This window comes from Bradyrhizobium guangdongense, assembly GCF_006483445.1.
In the GTDB taxonomy this organism is placed as follows: Bacteria; Pseudomonadota; Alphaproteobacteria; order Rhizobiales; family Xanthobacteraceae; genus Bradyrhizobium; species Bradyrhizobium guangdongense_A.
On sequence record NZ_PPPT01000029.1, the window covers coordinates 15,013 to 31,970 of the forward strand.

Genomic DNA, 16,958 nt, shown 5'->3' on the forward strand with positions numbered 1-16,958 from the left:
CGCGCTGTCGGCTAGATGTCGACGACCAGCTTGCCCTTCGCGCCGTGCTGCCTGATCAGGTCGTAAGCATCGGCGATAGTCTCCAGCGCGAAGTGCCGGGGATCGAGCAGGGGCACCAATTGTCCCGTCTCGGCGAGGCGTGTTGCCTCGGCCATGATCTCTCCATGATGTGCACGGCCTTCACCACTGAGGAGCGGCAGCAACGTGAACACGCCGGAATAGGTGGCGGCGCGAAACGAGAGTGGCGCGAGCGCATGTGTGCCCCAGCCGAGACTGCTCACGACATGCCCGAAGCGGCGGACCGCCGCGAAAGACGCGTCGAGCACTTGTCCGCCGACGGTGTCGTAGACGAGGTCGAAGCCCTCGCCGTCGGTGTACTTTGTGACGTAGTCCGCCACCGCCTCGTCGCGGTCGATGAAGGTCGCACCGAGACTGCTGATATAGCTCTGCTGTGACGCGGAGCCGGTTGCGAACACCTGCGCGCCGATGGCGCGCGCGAGCTGGGTTGCGACATGTCCGACGCCGCCGGCGCCGCCATGGATCAATACGCGCTGGCCAGGCTTGATCGCGGCCCGGTCGACCAGTCCTTCCCAGGCCGTGATGAAGATCAGCGGCAGCGCGGCAGCCTCGCGCATGCTGAGATTAACCGGCTTCACCGCCAGCAGGTCGGCGTCGACGGCCGAGAATTCGGCGAGCGATCCCTGCACACCACCGACGCCGCCGGTCATGCCATAGACCTCATCGCCTGGACGGAAGCGCGTCACCTCGCGGCCGACACGTTCGACCACGCCGGCGAGATCGATGCCGAGGATCGCCGGCAGCGGATGACGTGCGTGTGCGGCGGCCCCGGCATGGATCTTGGTGTCCAGCGGATTGACCGCGCTGGCGCAGACACGCACCAGAACCTGTCTGGCTCCGATCTCCGGCACCGAGATCGGCGCGATGCGAAGCGGCGCGCCGTGCTTTTCGAGGATCGCTGCGCGCATGTCCGATGTCGTCATGGCCGTCTTGCTCCGTCTTGTGCTTACGGCCTCCAACATGGCCATTATTTTTTGCATGAAAAGGAACAAAGGTGTACGATAGTCATTCAAATTTGAATGAGCGTTCTGTCGATGGAATGGAGTGACCTGCGCATCTTCCTGGCGATCGCACGCGAGGGAACGCTCGGCGCGGCAGCGCGCAAGATCGGCCAGACCCAGCCGACCATGGGACGGCGGCTCCGCACACTGGAAGGGGCGCTTGGGCAAACACTGTTTCAGCGCACAGCCGACGGCTTCGTGCTGACCGACGAGGGCACCGCCGTGCTCCGTCACGCGGAGCGGATCGAGGAGGAGGCGATCGCGCTGGAGCGGCGTCTGACCGGAGCCGAAGCCCGGCTCGACGGGCTGCTACGCATTTCGTCCTCGGACTGGTTCGGCACCTACATGCTGTCGCCTGTGATTGCGGAGTTCGGCAGGCGCCATCCGAACGTGGTGGTCGAGCTTCTCACCGATGCGCGGCTGTACAGCCTGCCGCGTCGCGAAGCGGATATCGTCTTCCGCATCAAGCCGTTCGACGAGCCCGAGGCGATTTCGCGAAAGCTGATGCACATCCCCTATGCCGTGTATGGTCGCAAGGGAAGCAAGGCGCCGCGTGCAGGCGATGGAGCCGGCGTGCGCGTCGTGTCCATGAACGCCGAATTCTCCGACATGCCCGACGCGGTCTGGCTGAAGCGTGTCCTGCCGAATGCCGAGATCGCGTTTCGCAGCAACAACAGGGAAGTGCAGGCCGAGCTCTCCGCAGCGAGCGGTGCGCTGGCCGTGCTGCCGCGTCCGCTGGGTGATCGCGACAAACGGCTCGTCGCGCTCGACATCGGCACGGCGCCGCCCGGCCGCGACACGTTCGTCGGCTATCATCGCGATCTGCGCAGGCTGCCGCGATTGCGCGCGCTGCTCGACCTTGTGATCGAGCGACTGGCGGGTTGACGTCGATGCAGTTCAGTCGCTGCGCGGGCGGCGCAGCTCGGGCGGAAAGCAGTCATAGACCAGCGCCTTGAAGGCGGGGGTAATGCGGCCGCGCTCGTTCTGGGTCTGCTCCAGCATGATGAAGACCATGTCGAGCTTGCGATCGACGCCGAACAAGGTGCCGCTGCCTGAGTCCCATTTCAGTTCGCCGAGCGAGCCGGCCGGTGGCGGCTTTGCATTGCCGGGATCGGTGCGCACGGCAAGACCGTAGCCATAGCCAAAACCGTCGCCGGGATAATAGAAGTAGTCGCGGTCGACGCCGGAGCCCGGTCCGATCTGGTCCGTCGTCATGTCCTTGTAGGCGGCGGGACTGAGATAACGCTTGCCGTCGTACTCGCCGCCATTGAGCAGCATCTGGGCGAAGCGGCTGTAGTCGTGCATCGTGGAGAGCAGTCCGCCGCCGCCGGATTCCCATTCAGGGTGAGCGAGCCGATCCTGCTCGGCGTCGAGCAGGATCATGTCACTCGGCAGCGGTCGTGCCATCCGCGCCAGCTCCTCCGGCGTGTTGAGCACGAATTTGGTGCTGGTCATGCCGAGCGGATCGAAGATGCGCTGCTTCATGAAGGCGGAGAGCGTCTGCCCGGAAATCACCTCGATGACGCGGCCGAGCACATCGGTGGAATGACCGTAGCGCCACAGCGTGCCGGGCTGGCGTGCCAGCGGCAGTCGCGCGATGCGCTCGGCAAACTCCCTGTTGTCGAACTTGCCCTCGAAAATGTTGGCGTCCTTGTAGGCCTGCTCGATCCATTTGGCACCGATGTAGTCATAGGTGATGCCGGAGGTGTGCCGCATCAGGTCGCGGACGGTCACGGGATGTTCCGGCGCCACCAGGTCGAGGGAGAGCCCGCCGTCCGGCTTCGTCACTTCCATTCCTACCTTCGTGAAGGTGAAGGAGTGGATGTATTTTGACACGGGATCGGTCAGCGCCAGCTTGCCCTCGTCGATCAGCATCATCGCGGCGACGCTGGTGACGGGTTTTGTCATGGAATGCAGCGCGAAGATCGTGTCCGGGTTCATGGGTGTGCCCGTCTTGACGTCCTGCACGCCAAAACTCTTGAGATAGACCGGACGGCCGTGCTGCTGAACGAGAATCACGGCGCCGGGCAGCTTGCGGGTCTTCACCTCATTGTCGAAGAAGGCGGTGATGCGCTCGAGCCCGTCCGGTGACGGTGCGGGGATGTCGGCCGCTCGGGTCGGTCCGATGCTGGCGATGCAGAGCAGGGCGCACAATGACACGGCGAGCAGCGATCGTGATCGCGCGCAATTCATTGCGTTATCCTCCGGTCCCGGCCGTCTCGATGAGATCGATCAAAACCGGAAGTTGTCGTGTCCGTCAACTGAGACAGATCGACTAGAGCCTTATCCGTTCCGATGGAATCGGAATGGAGCTCTAGTTTCTAGTTTTGACGCGTTTTCTTGACGCGAACCGGCAACCACTTCGCTGGAAACCGCTTTAGAACCGCGTCACGATTTCCGAAAGCACCGGGCGCGGACGGTCTTCGCTGGGCTTGGTGGGCTTGCCGATGTGGATCAGGCCGGCGAGCTTCTCGTCCGCCTTCAGGCCGAGGCCGTCGAGCACGTCGCGGTCGAAGGCGAACCAGCCGGTAAGCCAGGCCGCGCCATAGCCGAGCGCGGTCGCCGCGGTGACGATGTTCATGGCGCTGGCGCCCGCCGACAATTCCTGCTCGAAAGCCGGCACCTTCGGGTGCGGCTTCGTGAAGCTGACGATGCCGATCACGAGCGGCGCGTCGGTCAGCCGCCGCTTCTCGACCTCGACGTCGGCGCTAGGGGCACCCGGGTTCTTGCGTGCGAACACGGACGCGATCACTTCGCCGGCGCGCGAGCGCGCTTCGCCCTCGAACACGATGAAGCGCCACGGCGCGAGCTTGCCGTGATCGGGCACCCGCGCGCCGATGGTCAAAATGGTCTCGAGCTCGGCGGGCGAGGGGCCGGGCCCCGTCATCTCGCGCGGCTTGACCGAGCGGCGGGTTTTCAGGAGTTCGATGGCGTCGGGCACGGGATAATCCTTGTGAATCTGATTCGGAGATAGGCCCGAAGTGGCACGATGGAAAGAGGCTTTAGAGGGATTCTGGAAGTCATCTGTCCGTCACGCCGCTCTTCAGAAGGGTATTGGTCCCAGCGTGGGACTATGCTAAGCTAGACGCCAGTGAGGATCATTGCTCTCAGCACGATCAAGGCGTTTCTTGGTCGGGGCGGCGACGTCTCGGATGCCCGGGAGCCGTTAATGGCTTGGTTCCGGCAGGTGAGTCGGGCCGACTGGGCAAAGCCGGCGGATGTCAAACGGGACATACGCAGCGCCAGCATCCTGAGGGACGGCCGGGTGGTCTTCAATGTCGCCGGCAACAAGTATCGCGTCGTGGTATGGATTAACTATCCGTATCGCGTGGTCTACATTCGGTTCGTTGGGACGCGTCGGCAATACGACGCCATCGATGCGCAAACTATCTAGGGAATGCGCCATGGTGATTGCACCCATTAAATCCAATCGCGACTATCGGCGGGCGCTCAAGGAGATTGAGGGGCTGATGAGCGCCAAACGCAACTCGCCGGAGGGTGATCGGCTGGATGTGCTGGTGACTTTGGTTGAGGCTTGGGAACGCAAGCACTATCGACTCGACCTGCCGGACCCGATCGAAGCGATCAAATATCACATGGAGCAAAGCGGGCTACAGCCGCGTGATCTGATCCCCTTTATTGGCAGCCGAAACCGAGTTCACGAGGTGCTCAATCGCCGGCGCGATTTGACGCTGAGCATGATCCGGCGGCTGCATGAGGGACTCGGCATTCCGGCAGAGTCCCTCATCAAGATTAGTCAGAACGAGGCAGCCTGAGCCGTTCCGCCTAAGCCGTCCCGCGCGCCCGCTTCACGTCCGGCGCGGTCGCCTCGTCGACCAGCGCGGCAATCGCCTCGGCGGTCGGCATCACCTTCTGGCCGTCGCTGCCGAGGCGACGGACCGAGACCGAATGCGTCTCGGCTTCCTTCTTGCCGACCACGAGCAGCGCGGGGATCTTGGCCAGCGAGTGCTCGCGGACCTTGTAGTTGATCTTCTCGTTGCGCAGGTCGATCTCGACGCGAAGGCCGGCCTTGCGCGCCTCGGCCGCGACCTGCTTGGCATACTCGTCGCCTTCCGAGGTGATGGTCGTGACGAGCGCCTGCACCGGCGCGAGCCAGAGCGGGAAGTTGCCGGCATAGTGCTCGATCAGGATGCCGATGTAGCGCTCCATCGAGCCGCAGATCGCGCGATGCACCATCACCGGCGGTTTCTTGCCGCCGTCATGGTCGATGTAGAAGGCACCGAATCTTTCAGGCAGGTTGAAGTCCACCTGCGTGGTGCCACACTGCCAGTCGCGCCCGATGGCGTCGCGCAGCACATACTCGAACTTCGGCCCGTAGAAGGCGCCTTCGCCCGGATTGATCTCGGTCTTGATGTGATTGTTCTGCGACTGGATCTCGCGCAGCACCGTGGCCATCACGCGTTCGGCGTGATCCCACATCTCGTCGGTGCCGACGCGCTTGTCCGGCCGGGTCGAGAGTTTCACCGTCAGATCGCCGGTGAAGCCGAAATCGGCATAGGTCGACAGGATTAGGTCGTTGATCTTGAGGCATTCCTCGGCGAGCTGATCCTCGGTGCAGAAGACATGCGCATCGTCCTGGGTGAAGCCGCGCACGCGCATCAAGCCGTGCATGGCGCCCGACGGCTCGTAGCGATGCACCACGCCGAACTCGGCGAGGCGCAGGGGCAGGTCGCGATAGCTCTTCAGGCCGTGCTTGAAGATCTGCACGTGGCCGGGGCAGTTCATCGGCTTCAGCGCGAACCAGCGCTTGTCCTCGGCCTCATCGCCCGCGGACTGCGCAGCGAACATGTTCTCGCGATACCAGCCCCAGTGGCCAGACGTCTCCCACAGCGACTTGTCGAGGATCTGCGGCGCATTGACCTCGCTGTAGTCGCCGGTCAGGCGTCGCCGCATATAGGCGATGAGCTGCTGGAAGATGGTCCAGCCCTTGGCGTGCCAGAACACGACGCCCGGACCTTCCTCCTGGAAGTGGAAGAGGTCGAGCTCGCGCCCGAGCTTGCGATGGTCGCGCTTCTCGGCTTCCTCGATCTGCTTGAGATAAGCGTCGAGGTCTTCCTGCTTGGCGAACGCGGTGCCGTAGATGCGGGTCAGCATCGGGTTGTTGCTGTCGCCGCGCCAATACGCGCCGGCCACCTTCATCAGCTTGAAGGCGTTGCCGACCTTGCCGGTCGAGGTCATGTGCGGGCCGCGGCAGAGGTCGAACCAGTCGCCCTGGTAGTAGATCTTGATCGGCTCGTTGCCGGGAATGGCGTCGACCAGCTCGACCTTGAAGGCTTCGCCCTTGTCGCGGAACACCTGCTTGGTCTTTTCGCGATCCCAAACCTCTTTGGTGAAGGGTTTGTCGCGCGCGACGATCTCGCGCATCTTCTTCTCGATCGCGGCAAAGTCTTCCGGCGTGAACGGCTCGTTGCGGAAGAAGTCGTAGTAGAAGCCGTTTTCGATCACGGGGCCGATGGTGACCTGGGTGCCCGGCCACAGCGTCTGCACGGCTTCTGCCAGCACATGGGCGCAGTCATGGCGGATCAGTTCAAGCGCGCGCGGATCCTCGCGATTGATCAGCTCGATCTTCGCATCGACTTCGATGGGATCGTTGAGGTCGGCGAGCTCTCCGTTGAGCGCCATCGCAACCGTGCGCTTGGCGAGCGACGGCGAGATGCCCTTGGCGATCTCGAGGCCGGTGATGCTCTTGTCGAACTGGCGCGTGGCGCCGTCGGGGAAGGTGAGGGAAACTTTGGGGGCAGGGGTCACGGGCTTCAGGTTGCTGAGGCTGTATTGGAAGCCGGATTCGGACTTGCGGTCATCGGACATGCTTTTCTCCTGAGGCTCACTCCTGCGAACGGGCGCAGGTAAGCGGGAACGAGCGATATATCAGGCGATTCGGCCTGCGCAATCCGGCATTTTCAGGAAGAGGACCGGCCGAACCGGGGTCGTCAGAACAATTTCGAAGGGCCGCCCTTTACCCTGCGGTCCGGCGCCTCTACATGCACCTGCATGGAAAATGCTCCCGCCGCCGGCCGTTTCGCGCCCACCGCCCTGATGCTTGGCAATGTGGTCACCGGCTGCTCGGTGCTGGCGCCGGCCGGGATGCTGCCCGAGCTCGCGTCCGGGCTCGATATCAGCATCCGCACCGCGGGCCTTTTGATCACCTTCGGCGCCATCACGCTCTGCATCGGCTCGCCGCTGACGGCGTGGCTCACCAGCCGGATCGAGCGGCGCACGCTTTTGACCGCCACGCTCGCGGTGCTGGCTCTCGGCAACATCGCCTCCGCATTCGCGCCTGATTACACGAGCCTGCTCGTCATTCGCCTCGTCATGCTGGCGGTCGGCGCGTTGTACACGCCGCAGGCGGCCGGCACCGCGGCACTGATCGTGCCGATAGAGAAGCGCGGCAGCACGATCGCCTATGTGTTCCTGGGATGGTCGCTGGCCGCGGCCGTCGGCCTGCCGCTGATCACTTTCATCGCCAGCCGCTATGGCTGGCGCGCGGCCTATGCCGAGGTCGGCGCGCTCGGCTGTCTCAGCTTCCTGCTGTTGCTGTTGTGCCTGCCGGCGGGGCTGAAGGGTGCGCCGGTCGACCTGAAGACCTGGGTCGATGTCGGCCGCAGCCGCATCATCGTGGCTTTGCTTGCCATCACGATGCTGCAGATGTCCGGGCAGTTCGTGGTCTTCACCTTCATGGGGCCGCTGCTCCGGAAGCTCACCGATGCCGGCCCCGATACGGTCGGGCTGGTGTTCGGTCTCTATGGCCTGTTCGGCTTCCTCGGCGTCGCCATTGCGACCCGCATCGTCGACACCTGGGGGCCCTTCACGACCTCGGTCCTGTTCACCAGCCTGTTGCTGGCGGGCGTGGCCGGCTGGGCGGTGAGCGCGGGCAGCCTCGTGCTGATGGCCGCGTCCGTCGCGATCTGGGGATTGGGGTTTGCCTCGACCAATTCGATGCAGCAGGTTCGCTTGGTGACCGCCGCGCCGGCACTTGCGCCGGCGACCGTCTCGCTCAACACCTCCGTGCTCTATATCGGCCAGGCCGTCGGCTCGGCGATCGGCGGCTTCCTGTTCGCGCACGAGATGCCCTATGCATCCGGCTTCGTCGCGGCCGGCTTCGTTGCGCTGGCGCTTGCCGTCGTGGCCCTGACCAGGCCACGGGCCGCGGTCCGGGTTTGAGCCGGGGCGGCCGCTTTTCGTGCGGTCGGTGCTTGGCAAACCGCGCGGGAGAGGGCTAGAAGCGAGCGGTGGGACCAATGAGAGTTGACTGAGATGAGGATGATTCTGGCGCTTGTCGCGGTGCTCTATGCGGGGACGGCGCTTGCGCAAACCGACAAGCCGCCGATGGTAGGGGACAAGCCGCTGGTGCAGGTCAAGCCGAAGGGGACCAAGGCGGCGGCACCGAAACAACAGGCTGCCGCGCCGGACGCGACCGCGCCTGCCGCACCGGCAGCGCCAAAGGCCGCTGGTGCAAAGGGCAAGCCGCAATCCACGGCGGTCCGGCTGCAGGGCTGTCTCGATCTCGACGACGGCACCAAGGACCGGCTCAACTGCTACGACGCGGTCATTCCGCCGCAGCCGAAGCCAAAACCCGCGAAGGCCAAGGGCGTCGCCGATTGCCGCTTCTTCAAGGAAGAGGACGAGCGGCTGGCCTGCTTCAACGGCTTTGCCGAGAGCATTCCGAAGCTGCCCAGAAACTGAGGCCTGACGTTTTCGCTGAAGGCCGGCTCGGTCAGTCGCTGAGCCGGACCAGCACCGCCCTGAAGGCGAGGCCGGGCAACTGCAAGGCGCTGCCTTCGAACTCCACGACATCGCCGTCGGCCTTGCCGGCCAGCGTCAGCGTGATCCGGTCGGTGCCGAACAGCGGCCGGAAGGCCGGGTCGTGATTGTAGCGCTCGGTCGAGATCTTGGCCTTGAGGCTGTCGCCGTCGCCCGCATAGGTGCCGATGAACGCGAAGGCGGAGTTGCCGCCGCGCATCTTGCCGTCGACCATGTGCACCACGCCGCAACCGGTGCCGTGCACGGTGTGGAAATCGACCTTGTAGAGTCCCTCGCGCAAATTCAGCCCCCGAATCCCCCTCACACGTTAGGAGTGTTGTCGCAGGAAACAAACCCATGTCGTCCCGGGTGGGGCGACCGTCAACATCACAATTTGATCATCGGATGAGCGATCGGGAGGGCAGCGCAGGCGGATGCCTGCCTATGCCGGACCTAGCGGCTCGACGTCGCAGAGCTGCCCGCGGCGACACGGGTCAACGCCAGCGACGGGGTCGCCGCCATCTTCACCAGCACGTCCTTGAGCGGGTTTTGCGTCCAGGCACGTGTGACATAGTCACGGTGGGTGATGCCGCCGCCGGTCTCGACGAACACGACGCTGCCGGGGCGCAGCGGGCCATCCATGTCCTCGGAGACGCTGATGCCCTTTTGCCGCAGCATGCTCATCAGCTCGCGATCGCGGCGCGCGGTGTAGCGCGTGTAGGAGCTGACGAAGAAGCCGGAGCGGTGGTTCTCGATCCAGGAGGCGAACTTGTCGAGCTCGCCATAGACGGCGTCGAGCAGCACCACGCCGCGGACGCGGTCGCTCATGCCGCCGACCTCCAGGCTCCAGGCGGTCGGCAGAAAGCCGCCGCTATAGCCGACGATGACGATCGGCATGTTGGCAAAGGCACGGGCACTGTTCGGGTCGCCATAGAGGCGGGCGAGGTGCTCGGACGATTCCTGCATGAAGCGCTTGAAGCCGCCGGGTTGCCAGAACTTGCCGGCGCTGGAATCGGCGGCATTGACCGCCATCTGCGGGGCCAGCAGCACGGCATTGGCGCCGGAATCGGTGATCTGCTGCGGCACCATCTGCCGGTCGCGCACGTCGCGCTCCAGCGTTGCGCCATTGCCGTGGAAGAACACCACGATCACACCGGGCTTGCGCACGTCGAAATGGTCGGGGACGTGCATCATCACGCGGCTGTCGCTGTAGGTCTCGTCCTGCCAGTAGACGCGGCCGGAATAGCTGCGATGGCCGCGGCGGTCACCCTTGGCGATGTTGAGGAACGGCGCCTCGGAGGCAGGGTTGTTGCCGAAGTAAGGGAAGGCCGACGACTTCATGCTGACGAGCGTCGTGAGGTCTTCGCGCGGCGGGCGCTTGTAGGGGATTTGGGGCTCGAGCGAGGCCACCTTGTAGGGCGCCGGCTCCGGTTGTTGCACCGCGCGCTTCGGCGAAAAGTCCGACATCTGCCGCTGCAGGAAACTTTCGCTTGCGGAGGGGAAACGCTCCTTGAACTGCGGGGCGGGGAAGCGGTCGTTGAAGGTGTCGCCGCTCGCGACCTGCTGCGGGCTGGTCCTGGTGCTGGTCTTGGCGACCACTTGCGTGTTCGCCTGCGAGTTCGCGGCGAGCGCGGCCGGGTTGGGCGCCTTGCCGCATTGAACCAGAGCCAGCGACAAGGGCACAAAGACGCAGGCGACGCCGATCTGGCCTACGATCCGACGCGCACGACCGCGTGCGCCGGACGATGTGGTCCGGTCAGCACGCGTGTCTGCTTCAACTCTCGGAACGGCCCCGATCATCCACCCAATGACCCCAAGAAAACCCCAAGAACACCCAAGCCGTGAACCCAGCGGCGATATTGATCTAATTGAGCCGACTGGCGTTTAGGCGACGTTAAGCTTCCGGAGAAACTCCCCACATCCGGAAGAGGCGAGGTGACCACGCAATCATGTCGCGATTGTGGGAGAGGGCGGCCGGTTTCGCAGCGCGGAGGCCGGTTTATTGCCCACGGACGTGCACTAAAGGTGGTAAAATACCGTTTTTGACTGCCTCATTTAGCCCTTGTTAACCCTGCTTGAATTGACTGGCTCAATCTGCACGATGCTTGGAGAGGCGAGCTCGCCTCAGCTTGGGGACCCGATGACGGCATCAGAGGCGGGAAGCGCAGCGTGGCCTGGCCGCCATCTCGGAGGCGGGTCCGGTGTCTCCGTCCTCGTGGCGACGGCGATCGTCGTTGCCGACATGATCGGCGTCGGCGTGTTCACCAGCCTCGGCTTCCAGGTCAAGGACATCCCGTCCGGCTTCTCGATCCTGCTGTTGTGGACCGTCGGCGGCGTCGTCGCGCTGTGCGGCGTGTTTGCCTATAGCGAGCTCGGGGCGATGTTTCCGCGCTCCAGCGGCGAGTACAATTTTCTCAGCCGCGCCTATCACCCGGCCTTCGGCTTCCTCGCCGGCTGGGTCTCGGCCACCGTCGGCTTTGCCGCCCCGGTCGCGCTCGCCGCGATGGCCTTTGGCGAATATGCCAAATCGGTGTTTCCTGACCTGCCGCCGATCCCGCTCGCCATCGGCGTGGTCTGGCTGGTGTCGCTCGTGCAACTGACCGGCGTCAAGCACTCCTCGACCTTCCAGCTCGTCTCGACCATCCTCAAGGTGATCCTGATCGTCGCCTTCCTGGTCGCGGGCTTCATCATCGGCGAGCGGCAGCCGATCAATTTCCTGCCCGTGCAGGGCGATTTCGGCCACATCGCCAGCGCACCGTTCGCGATCGGGCTCGTCTTCGTGATGTATTCCTTCTCGGGCTGGAACGCGGCGACCTACATCATCGGCGAGATGAAGACGCCGCAGCAAAGCCTGCCGCGCTCGCTGCTGTGGGGCACGCTCATCGTCATGGTGCTCTATGTCGCGCTGAATGCGGTGTTCCTCTACGCTACGCCGGTCGCAAAGCTCGCCGGCCAGCTCGACGTTGCCAGCGTCGCCGGCACCGCGATCTTCGGCAGCGTCGGCGGCCGCATCGTCGGTGCCATGATCTGCGTCGGCCTGATCTCCTCGATCAGCGCGATGATGTGGATCGGCCCGCGCGTGATGATGACGATGGGGGAGGACATCCCGGCGCTGCGCGTGTTCTCGCGCAAATCGTCAAACGGCGCGCCCGCCTATGCCATCCTCTGGCAGCTCGCGGTCGCGAACCTCCTGCTGTTCACTCGCAGCTTCGAAGCGGTGCTCGAATTCATCCAGTTCTCGCTGTTGTTCTGCTCGTTCTTCACCGTGGCTGGCGTGATCAAGCTGCGCATCACCGCGCCCGATCTGCCGCGCCCGTATCGCGCCTGGGGATACCCGGTCACGCCGCTGGTTTTCCTGCTCGTGACCGCGTTCATGATGTACTACCTTTTGACCCAGCGGCCGATGCAGTCGCTATTGAGTATGCTGATCATGCTCTCAGGCCTGTTGATTTACGCAATTTTCCGCAAGCGGCCGGATGCCGTCGCCACAAGCAATCGCACCTAGAGATGTTTCGACCCATGAAAATTGCGGCCGTCGCCTTCACCTTGCTGTTCGCGATGGCGACCGCCGCGCGCGCTGCAGACGTCACTCCGGACGATACCGCGCGCTTCCTCGCCGGCATGCAGCCGTCGGCGGACTCGCCTTTGGCGCCGCTGACCAAGGACCCGTCCTGGCAGCGCCATGCGAAATTCTTCGACGGCGCTTTCGGTCAGCTCGAGCAGCGGCAATTGTCAAAAATCCGCGCCTGGTCCGACGTCAATCTGGCAGCGCCCCGGCCGACCATGTTCTATTTGTTCAGCGGTCCGGATTTTCTCTACGCCAACGCCTTCTACTCAAAGGCCAACACCTATGTGCTCGGCGCGCTGGAGCCGGTCGGCGCGGTGCCCGACCTGACCAAGCTGCCGCGCGGCGCGACCGGGGCTGCGCTCTACAATGTCGAGCGCTCGCTCGGTTCGATCCTGAGCTTCTCCTTCTTCATCACCAAGCAGATGAAGGTCGACCTGCACACCAATCAGGTCAACGGCACGCTGCCGATCCTCTATGTCTTCCTCGCGCGCTCCGGCAAGACCATCAAGAGCGTCGAGTTCATCTCGCTGGACGACAAGGGCGGCGTCCGCGCCGCCGGCGAGAATGCCGGCCCCAATGCCACGCGCGGGGTGCGTATCAACTTTGCCGGCAGCGACGGGCAGGCCAAGACGCTGTATTATTTCTCGACCGACCTCTCCAATTCCGGGGCGCGGGCGGCGGGCTTCCTGAAATTCTGCGAGACGCTCGGCCCCGGCAACAGCCTGATCAAGAGCGCGTCGTATCTGTTGCATTCCGGCAATTTCACCGTGGCGCGCGACTGGCTGCTCGCCAACAGCGCAACCATCATCCAGGACGATTCCGGCATTCCGCTCGGCAATTACAATGCGCGGCAATGGCGCTTCTTTCCGTTCGGTCGCTATCTCGGACCGATCGGGGAATTCCCGGGCCGTTATCAGCAGTCCTACGCGCAGTTGTTCACGCGGGCACAGCCGATTGACTTCGGCATCGGCTATCGCTGGCGTACCCATGAATCCAATTTGCTGCTGTCGGTGAAGGTGCCGGGCAGCGAGACCGCGCCTGCGGAAACGACCTCGTCGGCCGAGCCGCCGCCAAAGCCGCGGCCGAAGAAGCCGCGCCCGCCCGAGCCGATCCCTTCGCAGGGGCGCTTCTTCTGGCAACGCTAGCTACCAGCGCACGTTCTGGCCCGGCACGATGAAAGCGGTGCTGCTCGGGGCCGCGGTGAAGCTCGCCGAGAGATACCAGATCGAAGCGGCAACGAGGATGAGCAGGGCAATGACCGCGAGCAGGTCGATCTGCCTGTGGTCGTGACCGTGGGGGCTGATTTTCCAGCGCATTGTTGTTTCCTCCCGGAGGGAAGCAACATGTCAACGCGACTGCCCGTCCTTCGGTTCCTCAGGTTTTGCGCTGACATTGGTCGGCTGGACCGACATATCCCTCGAACTCTCGAACAAGCAATTCGGAGTGGTCGTATCCGTTTGCTCGGGACGAAACGTTCCGCATCCCATAGCGACGCAGATTTCACGGTCCCAAGAGTCGCGTGAGGTCTGGATCGTCTTTCGGAATGCTCGCTAGGTCGTCATCAACCGCACCGGGTACTGGCTTCCAGAACGAACGAAGCAGCGCCTTGACCTTCGTATCGATGTTGAGTGCGGCCTGAACCTCCTCGACGACCTTCTCGCGTGCACGCTTGGCCAACTCTGCGTTGCTCTGCTCCAGCGCGAATTTGTGCTGCTGTCCGTAGGCGCATGCGAGCCAGACATGGAGGTTGAGGCTCTTAGCGGCTTCGGGTTGTCGTAGGAGGCGCGTCCCGATCTCGATGGCCTTGGTGAAGCCCTGCGGCGGCGTCTCGTAGAGCGCAAGGAATACGGCCAGCTCATTGTCCTCGCCGCCCTGGATCACCTTCTCGGCGTCGGCGTTGCGTCGCTGCGCGGCGTAGACCGTTGCCAGCGCCTGCTTGGCGAGCGGGTCGGCCGGATCGACGCGGTTGGCTTCCTGAAGTGCAACGGTCGCGCTCTCCAGATCGTTATGGCGCGCACGTGCCGTGCCCCAGGCCGTCAGTTGGCGCGAGTTGTTGAGAGACGTCATCGGCACCGTGAGCAGGGCCGCATCCGCCGACTTCACCGTCGGGTTGGTGGATTCGACGATGCGTCCTTCGAGGTCGATCTTCAATCCTTCCTTCAGGGCGGCATCGACCACGGCAGGGCTCGGCCCGTCGATGCTGTCGAAGAGTTTTGTGAGGATCGTGCGGGTGCCGATGTAGCCAAGCCAGAATCCGCCCGGCGCGAAGTAGAGGAACAGCGCGATGGCCAGCAATTGGCCGGATCCGTCCCACTTGAAGCCGGCATTGTTCAGTTTCTCCGCGGCCTGCCAGAGATAGTGCGGCACGAAATAAAGCTGCGTCAGGCCGACGCCGACCAGGGTCTTGGTGAGCCAGTCGGAGATATCTTCGAGGTTGGTGTTGACGCGGCTCGTCGGCCCGGCTGCGGCTGGCGCTTGGCCGGGCGCAGCGCCTTGCGGCGGCGCGGGCGCTGCCTGCGGCCGCGACAAGGTGCGGGGAATCCCGAACAAGAGACCGAGGATCCATCCGCATACGGTGCTTGCGCAGGCAAAGATGATGCTGAGCGCGACGATCCGAAGCGAGTCCAATCCTTTCGACGGAAACGTACCGAGAAGTAACGCGGCGAAGCCACCGAGGGCAAATCCGAAAAAGTACTTCGCGAACCAATCGAAGATGATCCCGAAGTCTTTGTTCTTCAGCGCCAGGACCAATCCGCCCGATGACGGCGAATCCTGTGAACCGGACGATCCGTAAGCCATTTGATGCCCTCGACGAAACGTTGGGCGGCAAAAAACGATGGTTCGAACATTTGCGGGAAACGGCAAAACTATCAAAGGTTGTGACAGCAAACAGCAGCCACCGACGAAATTCAAGGTGTTTTGGAAGAGATCAGGCGGGATGCGACGGATTGTATACCCCGCGCCAGCGCCCGTAGCGCCACGGCAGGTACCAGCATGCGCCGCTAGGCGCGGTCTCCGGCACGTTGTCGATTCCGGACGTGCCCAGGGGATTGCAGCGCAACAGCCGTGCGAGTGTCATCCAGCCGCCGGCCCACAGGCCGAAGCGTTCGATCGCCTCGTCGCCATAGACCGAACAGGTCGGCAGATGCCGGCAGTTGTAGCCCACCAGCGGCGACAGCGTGTGTCGGTAGAGCCAGATCAGCGCGCGGCCGAACCGGCGCGGAAGCTGCAACAGCAGCGCGATGGCGGTGGAACCCAATAATGCTGAACGCTTCATATGCGCCGTGCGGCAATCCTGTGCGACGAGTGCGCGGTTCCTGCGCAGGGAACAGCAAGGAACAGCAAGCTGTTGTGCGCGCGCCATATTTTGCATGTTTTTAGGGAGCAGTGCAGCAAGTCTATGGACGATCTGTATTCCCCCGGATACCATTTTTATGACGTTCACGTGTAGAATCGTGGAACGCGAAACGGGGCTTGCCTGATTGCTTTGGGGCTTGGGGAAGGAACCAGTTTGAGATCTCTGAGGTCGTTCGATCCGCGCGGCTGGCTGTTGGTGGGAACCGCCGCTGTTTGCGTCGCATTGTCGGGCGCTATCGCGACCGTCGGAACATCAGCGCATGCCGGCAGCACGCTCGAAGAGCGCAAGCTGCCGATGAAGTTCAACTGGGTCGCCTGCGAGCAGGATTGCCGCGGCTGGGTCAGCGCCGTGGGGATCATCACGTCGGATACACCGAGAGACTTTGAGGATTTCGCGCGCGGGCGCCAGCTCGGCGGCGCAACCGTCGTGCTCGATTCCAGCGGCGGCTCGGTCAACGACGCGATCGCGCTTGGGCGTCGGTTCCGCAATCTCGGCCTGCTGACGACGGTTGGCGTCAGCAACCGCGGCGGGCAGGCGAGCCGTCCGAGCGTCGCGCCGGAAGCCTATTGCGAGTCCATGTGCGTGTTCCTGCTGCTGTCGGGCAAGAAGCGCTATGTGCCGGAAGCCGCCCACGTCCGGGTGCACCAGATCTGGATGGGCGATCGCGCCGACGATGCCAAGGCCGCGAGCTACAGCGCGCAGGATCTGATGATCGTCGAGCGCGACATCGGCCGGCTCGCCAAATACACCTTTGACATGGGCGGGGCAGGAGATTTGCTGTCGCTCGCGCTCAGCGTGCCGCCGTGGGAAGACCTGCACGAGCTCTCCGCCGCCGAGCTGAAGCTCACCAATCTCGTGACCACCGATCTCATCGCCGACGTGCTGCCGCATGTGGATCTCGCGGGGCCCGCGATGGCCGGCATGACGCCGAAGTCGCAGGATCGCTTCGGCGAAGCGGAGCAGACCTCCGCGAAGTCAACTAAGACCGCGGAAGCAGTGGTTCCGACTGGCGGCGTGGCTGCGCCAGCCACGGCACCGCAGAAGTAACCCCAATCTCCACCGTCATTCCGGGGCGCGACGAAAGTCGCGAGCTATGATGCGCAATTGCGCATCTGAGAATCCATTGAACCGCAGGCTCTGTGGCTCCATAGATTCCGGGCTCGCACTACGCGCGCCCCCATTGCGCGATTGC

General features: G+C 63.8%; 17 protein-coding genes. 8 read left to right on the top strand and 9 right to left on the bottom strand.

What is annotated here, in order from left to right; all coding sequences use genetic code 11:
- Positions 1–11: 11 nt before the first annotated feature.
- A complete protein-coding gene (locus C2U70_RS04590) occupies positions 12–986 on the bottom strand; it encodes a zinc-dependent alcohol dehydrogenase family protein (protein WP_140976687.1) in 975 nt (324 codons plus the stop codon).
- A 126-nt stretch (positions 987–1,112) separates the two neighbouring features.
- Here C2U70_RS04590 and C2U70_RS04595 point away from each other — a divergent pair, with 126 nt between their 5' ends.
- The gene (locus C2U70_RS04595) at positions 1,113–1,964 is read left to right on the top strand and encodes a LysR family transcriptional regulator (protein ID WP_140976688.1); all 852 of its coding nucleotides are present in this window, start codon (positions 1,113–1,115) and stop codon (positions 1,962–1,964) included.
- 12 nt (positions 1,965–1,976) lie between these two features.
- Here the strand turns inward: C2U70_RS04595 and C2U70_RS04600 are convergent, their stop codons facing one another.
- Positions 1,977–3,272, bottom strand: coding sequence for a serine hydrolase domain-containing protein (locus C2U70_RS04600; RefSeq protein ID WP_140976674.1), 1,296 nt, complete (start codon positions 3,270–3,272; stop codon positions 1,977–1,979).
- A 184-nt stretch (positions 3,273–3,456) separates the two neighbouring features.
- Entirely contained in the window at positions 3,457–4,020 is a 564-nt protein-coding gene (locus C2U70_RS04605) for a nitroreductase family protein (protein ID WP_140976675.1), read from the bottom strand.
- 150 nt (positions 4,021–4,170) lie between these two features.
- On the opposite strand from C2U70_RS04605, the gene C2U70_RS04610 reads away from it, so the two are divergent.
- Together C2U70_RS04610 and C2U70_RS04615 are read left to right on the top strand one after the other, a co-directional pair.
- Positions 4,171–4,473, top strand: a complete 303-nt coding sequence (locus C2U70_RS04610; protein ID WP_140976676.1) for a type II toxin-antitoxin system HigB family toxin — start codon at positions 4,171–4,173, stop codon at positions 4,471–4,473.
- A gap of 10 nt (positions 4,474–4,483) precedes the next feature.
- A complete protein-coding gene (locus tag C2U70_RS04615) occupies positions 4,484–4,855 on the top strand; it encodes a helix-turn-helix domain-containing protein (RefSeq protein WP_140976677.1) in 372 nt (123 codons plus the stop codon).
- A gap of 10 nt (positions 4,856–4,865) precedes the next feature.
- Here the strand turns inward: C2U70_RS04615 and thrS are convergent, their stop codons facing one another.
- The gene (gene thrS / locus C2U70_RS04620; RefSeq protein WP_140976678.1) at positions 4,866–6,908 is read right to left on the bottom strand and encodes a threonine--tRNA ligase; all 2,043 of its coding nucleotides are present in this window, start codon (positions 6,906–6,908) and stop codon (positions 4,866–4,868) included.
- A gap of 183 nt (positions 6,909–7,091) precedes the next feature.
- Between thrS and C2U70_RS04625 the strand changes: the two genes are divergently transcribed.
- Positions 7,092–8,261 carry an MFS transporter gene (locus C2U70_RS04625; RefSeq protein WP_140976679.1) on the top strand — a complete coding sequence of 390 codons (1,170 nt, stop codon included), beginning with the start codon at positions 7,092–7,094 and terminating at the stop codon, positions 8,259–8,261.
- 93 nt (positions 8,262–8,354) lie between these two features.
- Positions 8,355–8,783 carry a hypothetical protein gene (locus C2U70_RS04630; protein WP_140976680.1) on the top strand — a complete coding sequence of 143 codons (429 nt, stop codon included), beginning with the start codon at positions 8,355–8,357 and terminating at the stop codon, positions 8,781–8,783.
- A 31-nt stretch (positions 8,784–8,814) separates the two neighbouring features.
- On the opposite strand, the gene C2U70_RS04635 is transcribed toward C2U70_RS04630, so the two are convergent.
- Positions 8,815–9,141 (bottom strand): GrlR family regulatory protein, encoded by a 327-nt coding sequence (locus C2U70_RS04635; RefSeq protein WP_140976681.1) that lies wholly within the window; start codon positions 9,139–9,141, stop codon positions 8,815–8,817.
- 152 nt (positions 9,142–9,293) lie between these two features.
- Positions 9,294–10,640: an alpha/beta hydrolase gene (locus C2U70_RS04640; RefSeq protein ID WP_140976682.1), complete on the bottom strand. Its 1,347-nt coding sequence runs from the start codon at positions 10,638–10,640 to the stop codon at positions 9,294–9,296.
- Between the two features lie 340 nt (positions 10,641–10,980).
- On the opposite strand from C2U70_RS04640, the gene C2U70_RS04645 reads away from it, so the two are divergent.
- Together C2U70_RS04645 and C2U70_RS04650 are read left to right on the top strand one after the other, a co-directional pair.
- Positions 10,981–12,345, top strand: coding sequence for an APC family permease (locus C2U70_RS04645; RefSeq protein ID WP_140976683.1), 1,365 nt, complete (start codon positions 10,981–10,983; stop codon positions 12,343–12,345).
- A gap of 14 nt (positions 12,346–12,359) precedes the next feature.
- A complete protein-coding gene (locus tag C2U70_RS04650) occupies positions 12,360–13,553 on the top strand; it encodes a hypothetical protein (RefSeq protein ID WP_246666662.1) in 1,194 nt (397 codons plus the stop codon).
- Here the strand turns inward: C2U70_RS04650 and C2U70_RS32815 are convergent, their stop codons facing one another.
- From C2U70_RS32815 to yidD, 3 genes are all read right to left on the bottom strand, one after another.
- On the bottom strand, positions 13,554–13,724 hold the full coding sequence (locus C2U70_RS32815; protein ID WP_186294060.1) for a hypothetical protein: 171 nt from the start codon (positions 13,722–13,724) through the stop codon (positions 13,554–13,556).
- 184 nt (positions 13,725–13,908) lie between these two features.
- Positions 13,909–15,207 carry a tetratricopeptide repeat protein gene (locus C2U70_RS04655; RefSeq protein WP_186294061.1) on the bottom strand — a complete coding sequence of 433 codons (1,299 nt, stop codon included), beginning with the start codon at positions 15,205–15,207 and terminating at the stop codon, positions 13,909–13,911.
- 130 nt (positions 15,208–15,337) lie between these two features.
- Positions 15,338–15,685, bottom strand: coding sequence for a membrane protein insertion efficiency factor YidD (yidD, locus tag C2U70_RS04660; RefSeq protein ID WP_140976689.1), 348 nt, complete (start codon positions 15,683–15,685; stop codon positions 15,338–15,340).
- Between the two features lie 270 nt (positions 15,686–15,955).
- Here yidD and C2U70_RS04665 point away from each other — a divergent pair, with 270 nt between their 5' ends.
- The gene (locus C2U70_RS04665; protein ID WP_433960660.1) at positions 15,956–16,813 is read left to right on the top strand and encodes a hypothetical protein; all 858 of its coding nucleotides are present in this window, start codon (positions 15,956–15,958) and stop codon (positions 16,811–16,813) included.
- The last annotated feature ends 145 nt before the right edge of the window (positions 16,814–16,958 follow it).

Excerpts from the sequence above, each read along its gene's own strand:
- C2U70_RS04615 (WP_140976677.1), top strand. The coding sequence starts at position 4,484 with ATGGTGATTGCACCCATTAAATCCAATCGCGACTATCGGCGGGCGCTC.
- C2U70_RS04595 (WP_140976688.1), top strand. The coding sequence starts at position 1,113 with ATGGAATGGAGTGACCTGCGCATCTTCCTGGCGATCGCACGCGAGGGA.
- thrS (WP_140976678.1), bottom strand. The coding sequence starts at position 6,908 with ATGTCCGATGACCGCAAGTCCGAATCCGGCTTCCAATACAGCCTCAGC.
- C2U70_RS04630 (WP_140976680.1), top strand. The coding sequence starts at position 8,355 with ATGAGGATGATTCTGGCGCTTGTCGCGGTGCTCTATGCGGGGACGGCG.
- C2U70_RS04600 (WP_140976674.1), bottom strand. The coding sequence starts at position 3,272 with ATGAATTGCGCGCGATCACGATCGCTGCTCGCCGTGTCATTGTGCGCC.
- C2U70_RS04650 (WP_246666662.1), top strand. The coding sequence starts at position 12,360 with ATGAAAATTGCGGCCGTCGCCTTCACCTTGCTGTTCGCGATGGCGACC.
- C2U70_RS04625 (WP_140976679.1), top strand. The coding sequence starts at position 7,092 with ATGGAAAATGCTCCCGCCGCCGGCCGTTTCGCGCCCACCGCCCTGATG.
- C2U70_RS04645 (WP_140976683.1), top strand. The coding sequence starts at position 10,981 with ATGACGGCATCAGAGGCGGGAAGCGCAGCGTGGCCTGGCCGCCATCTC.
- yidD (WP_140976689.1), bottom strand. The coding sequence starts at position 15,685 with ATGAAGCGTTCAGCATTATTGGGTTCCACCGCCATCGCGCTGCTGTTG.
- C2U70_RS04590 (WP_140976687.1), bottom strand. The coding sequence starts at position 986 with ATGCGCGCAGCGATCCTCGAAAAGCACGGCGCGCCGCTTCGCATCGCG.
- C2U70_RS04655 (WP_186294061.1), bottom strand. The coding sequence starts at position 15,207 with ATGGCTTACGGATCGTCCGGTTCACAGGATTCGCCGTCATCGGGCGGA.
- C2U70_RS32815 (WP_186294060.1), bottom strand. The coding sequence starts at position 13,724 with ATGCGCTGGAAAATCAGCCCCCACGGTCACGACCACAGGCAGATCGAC.
- C2U70_RS04640 (WP_140976682.1), bottom strand. The coding sequence starts at position 10,640 with ATGATCGGGGCCGTTCCGAGAGTTGAAGCAGACACGCGTGCTGACCGG.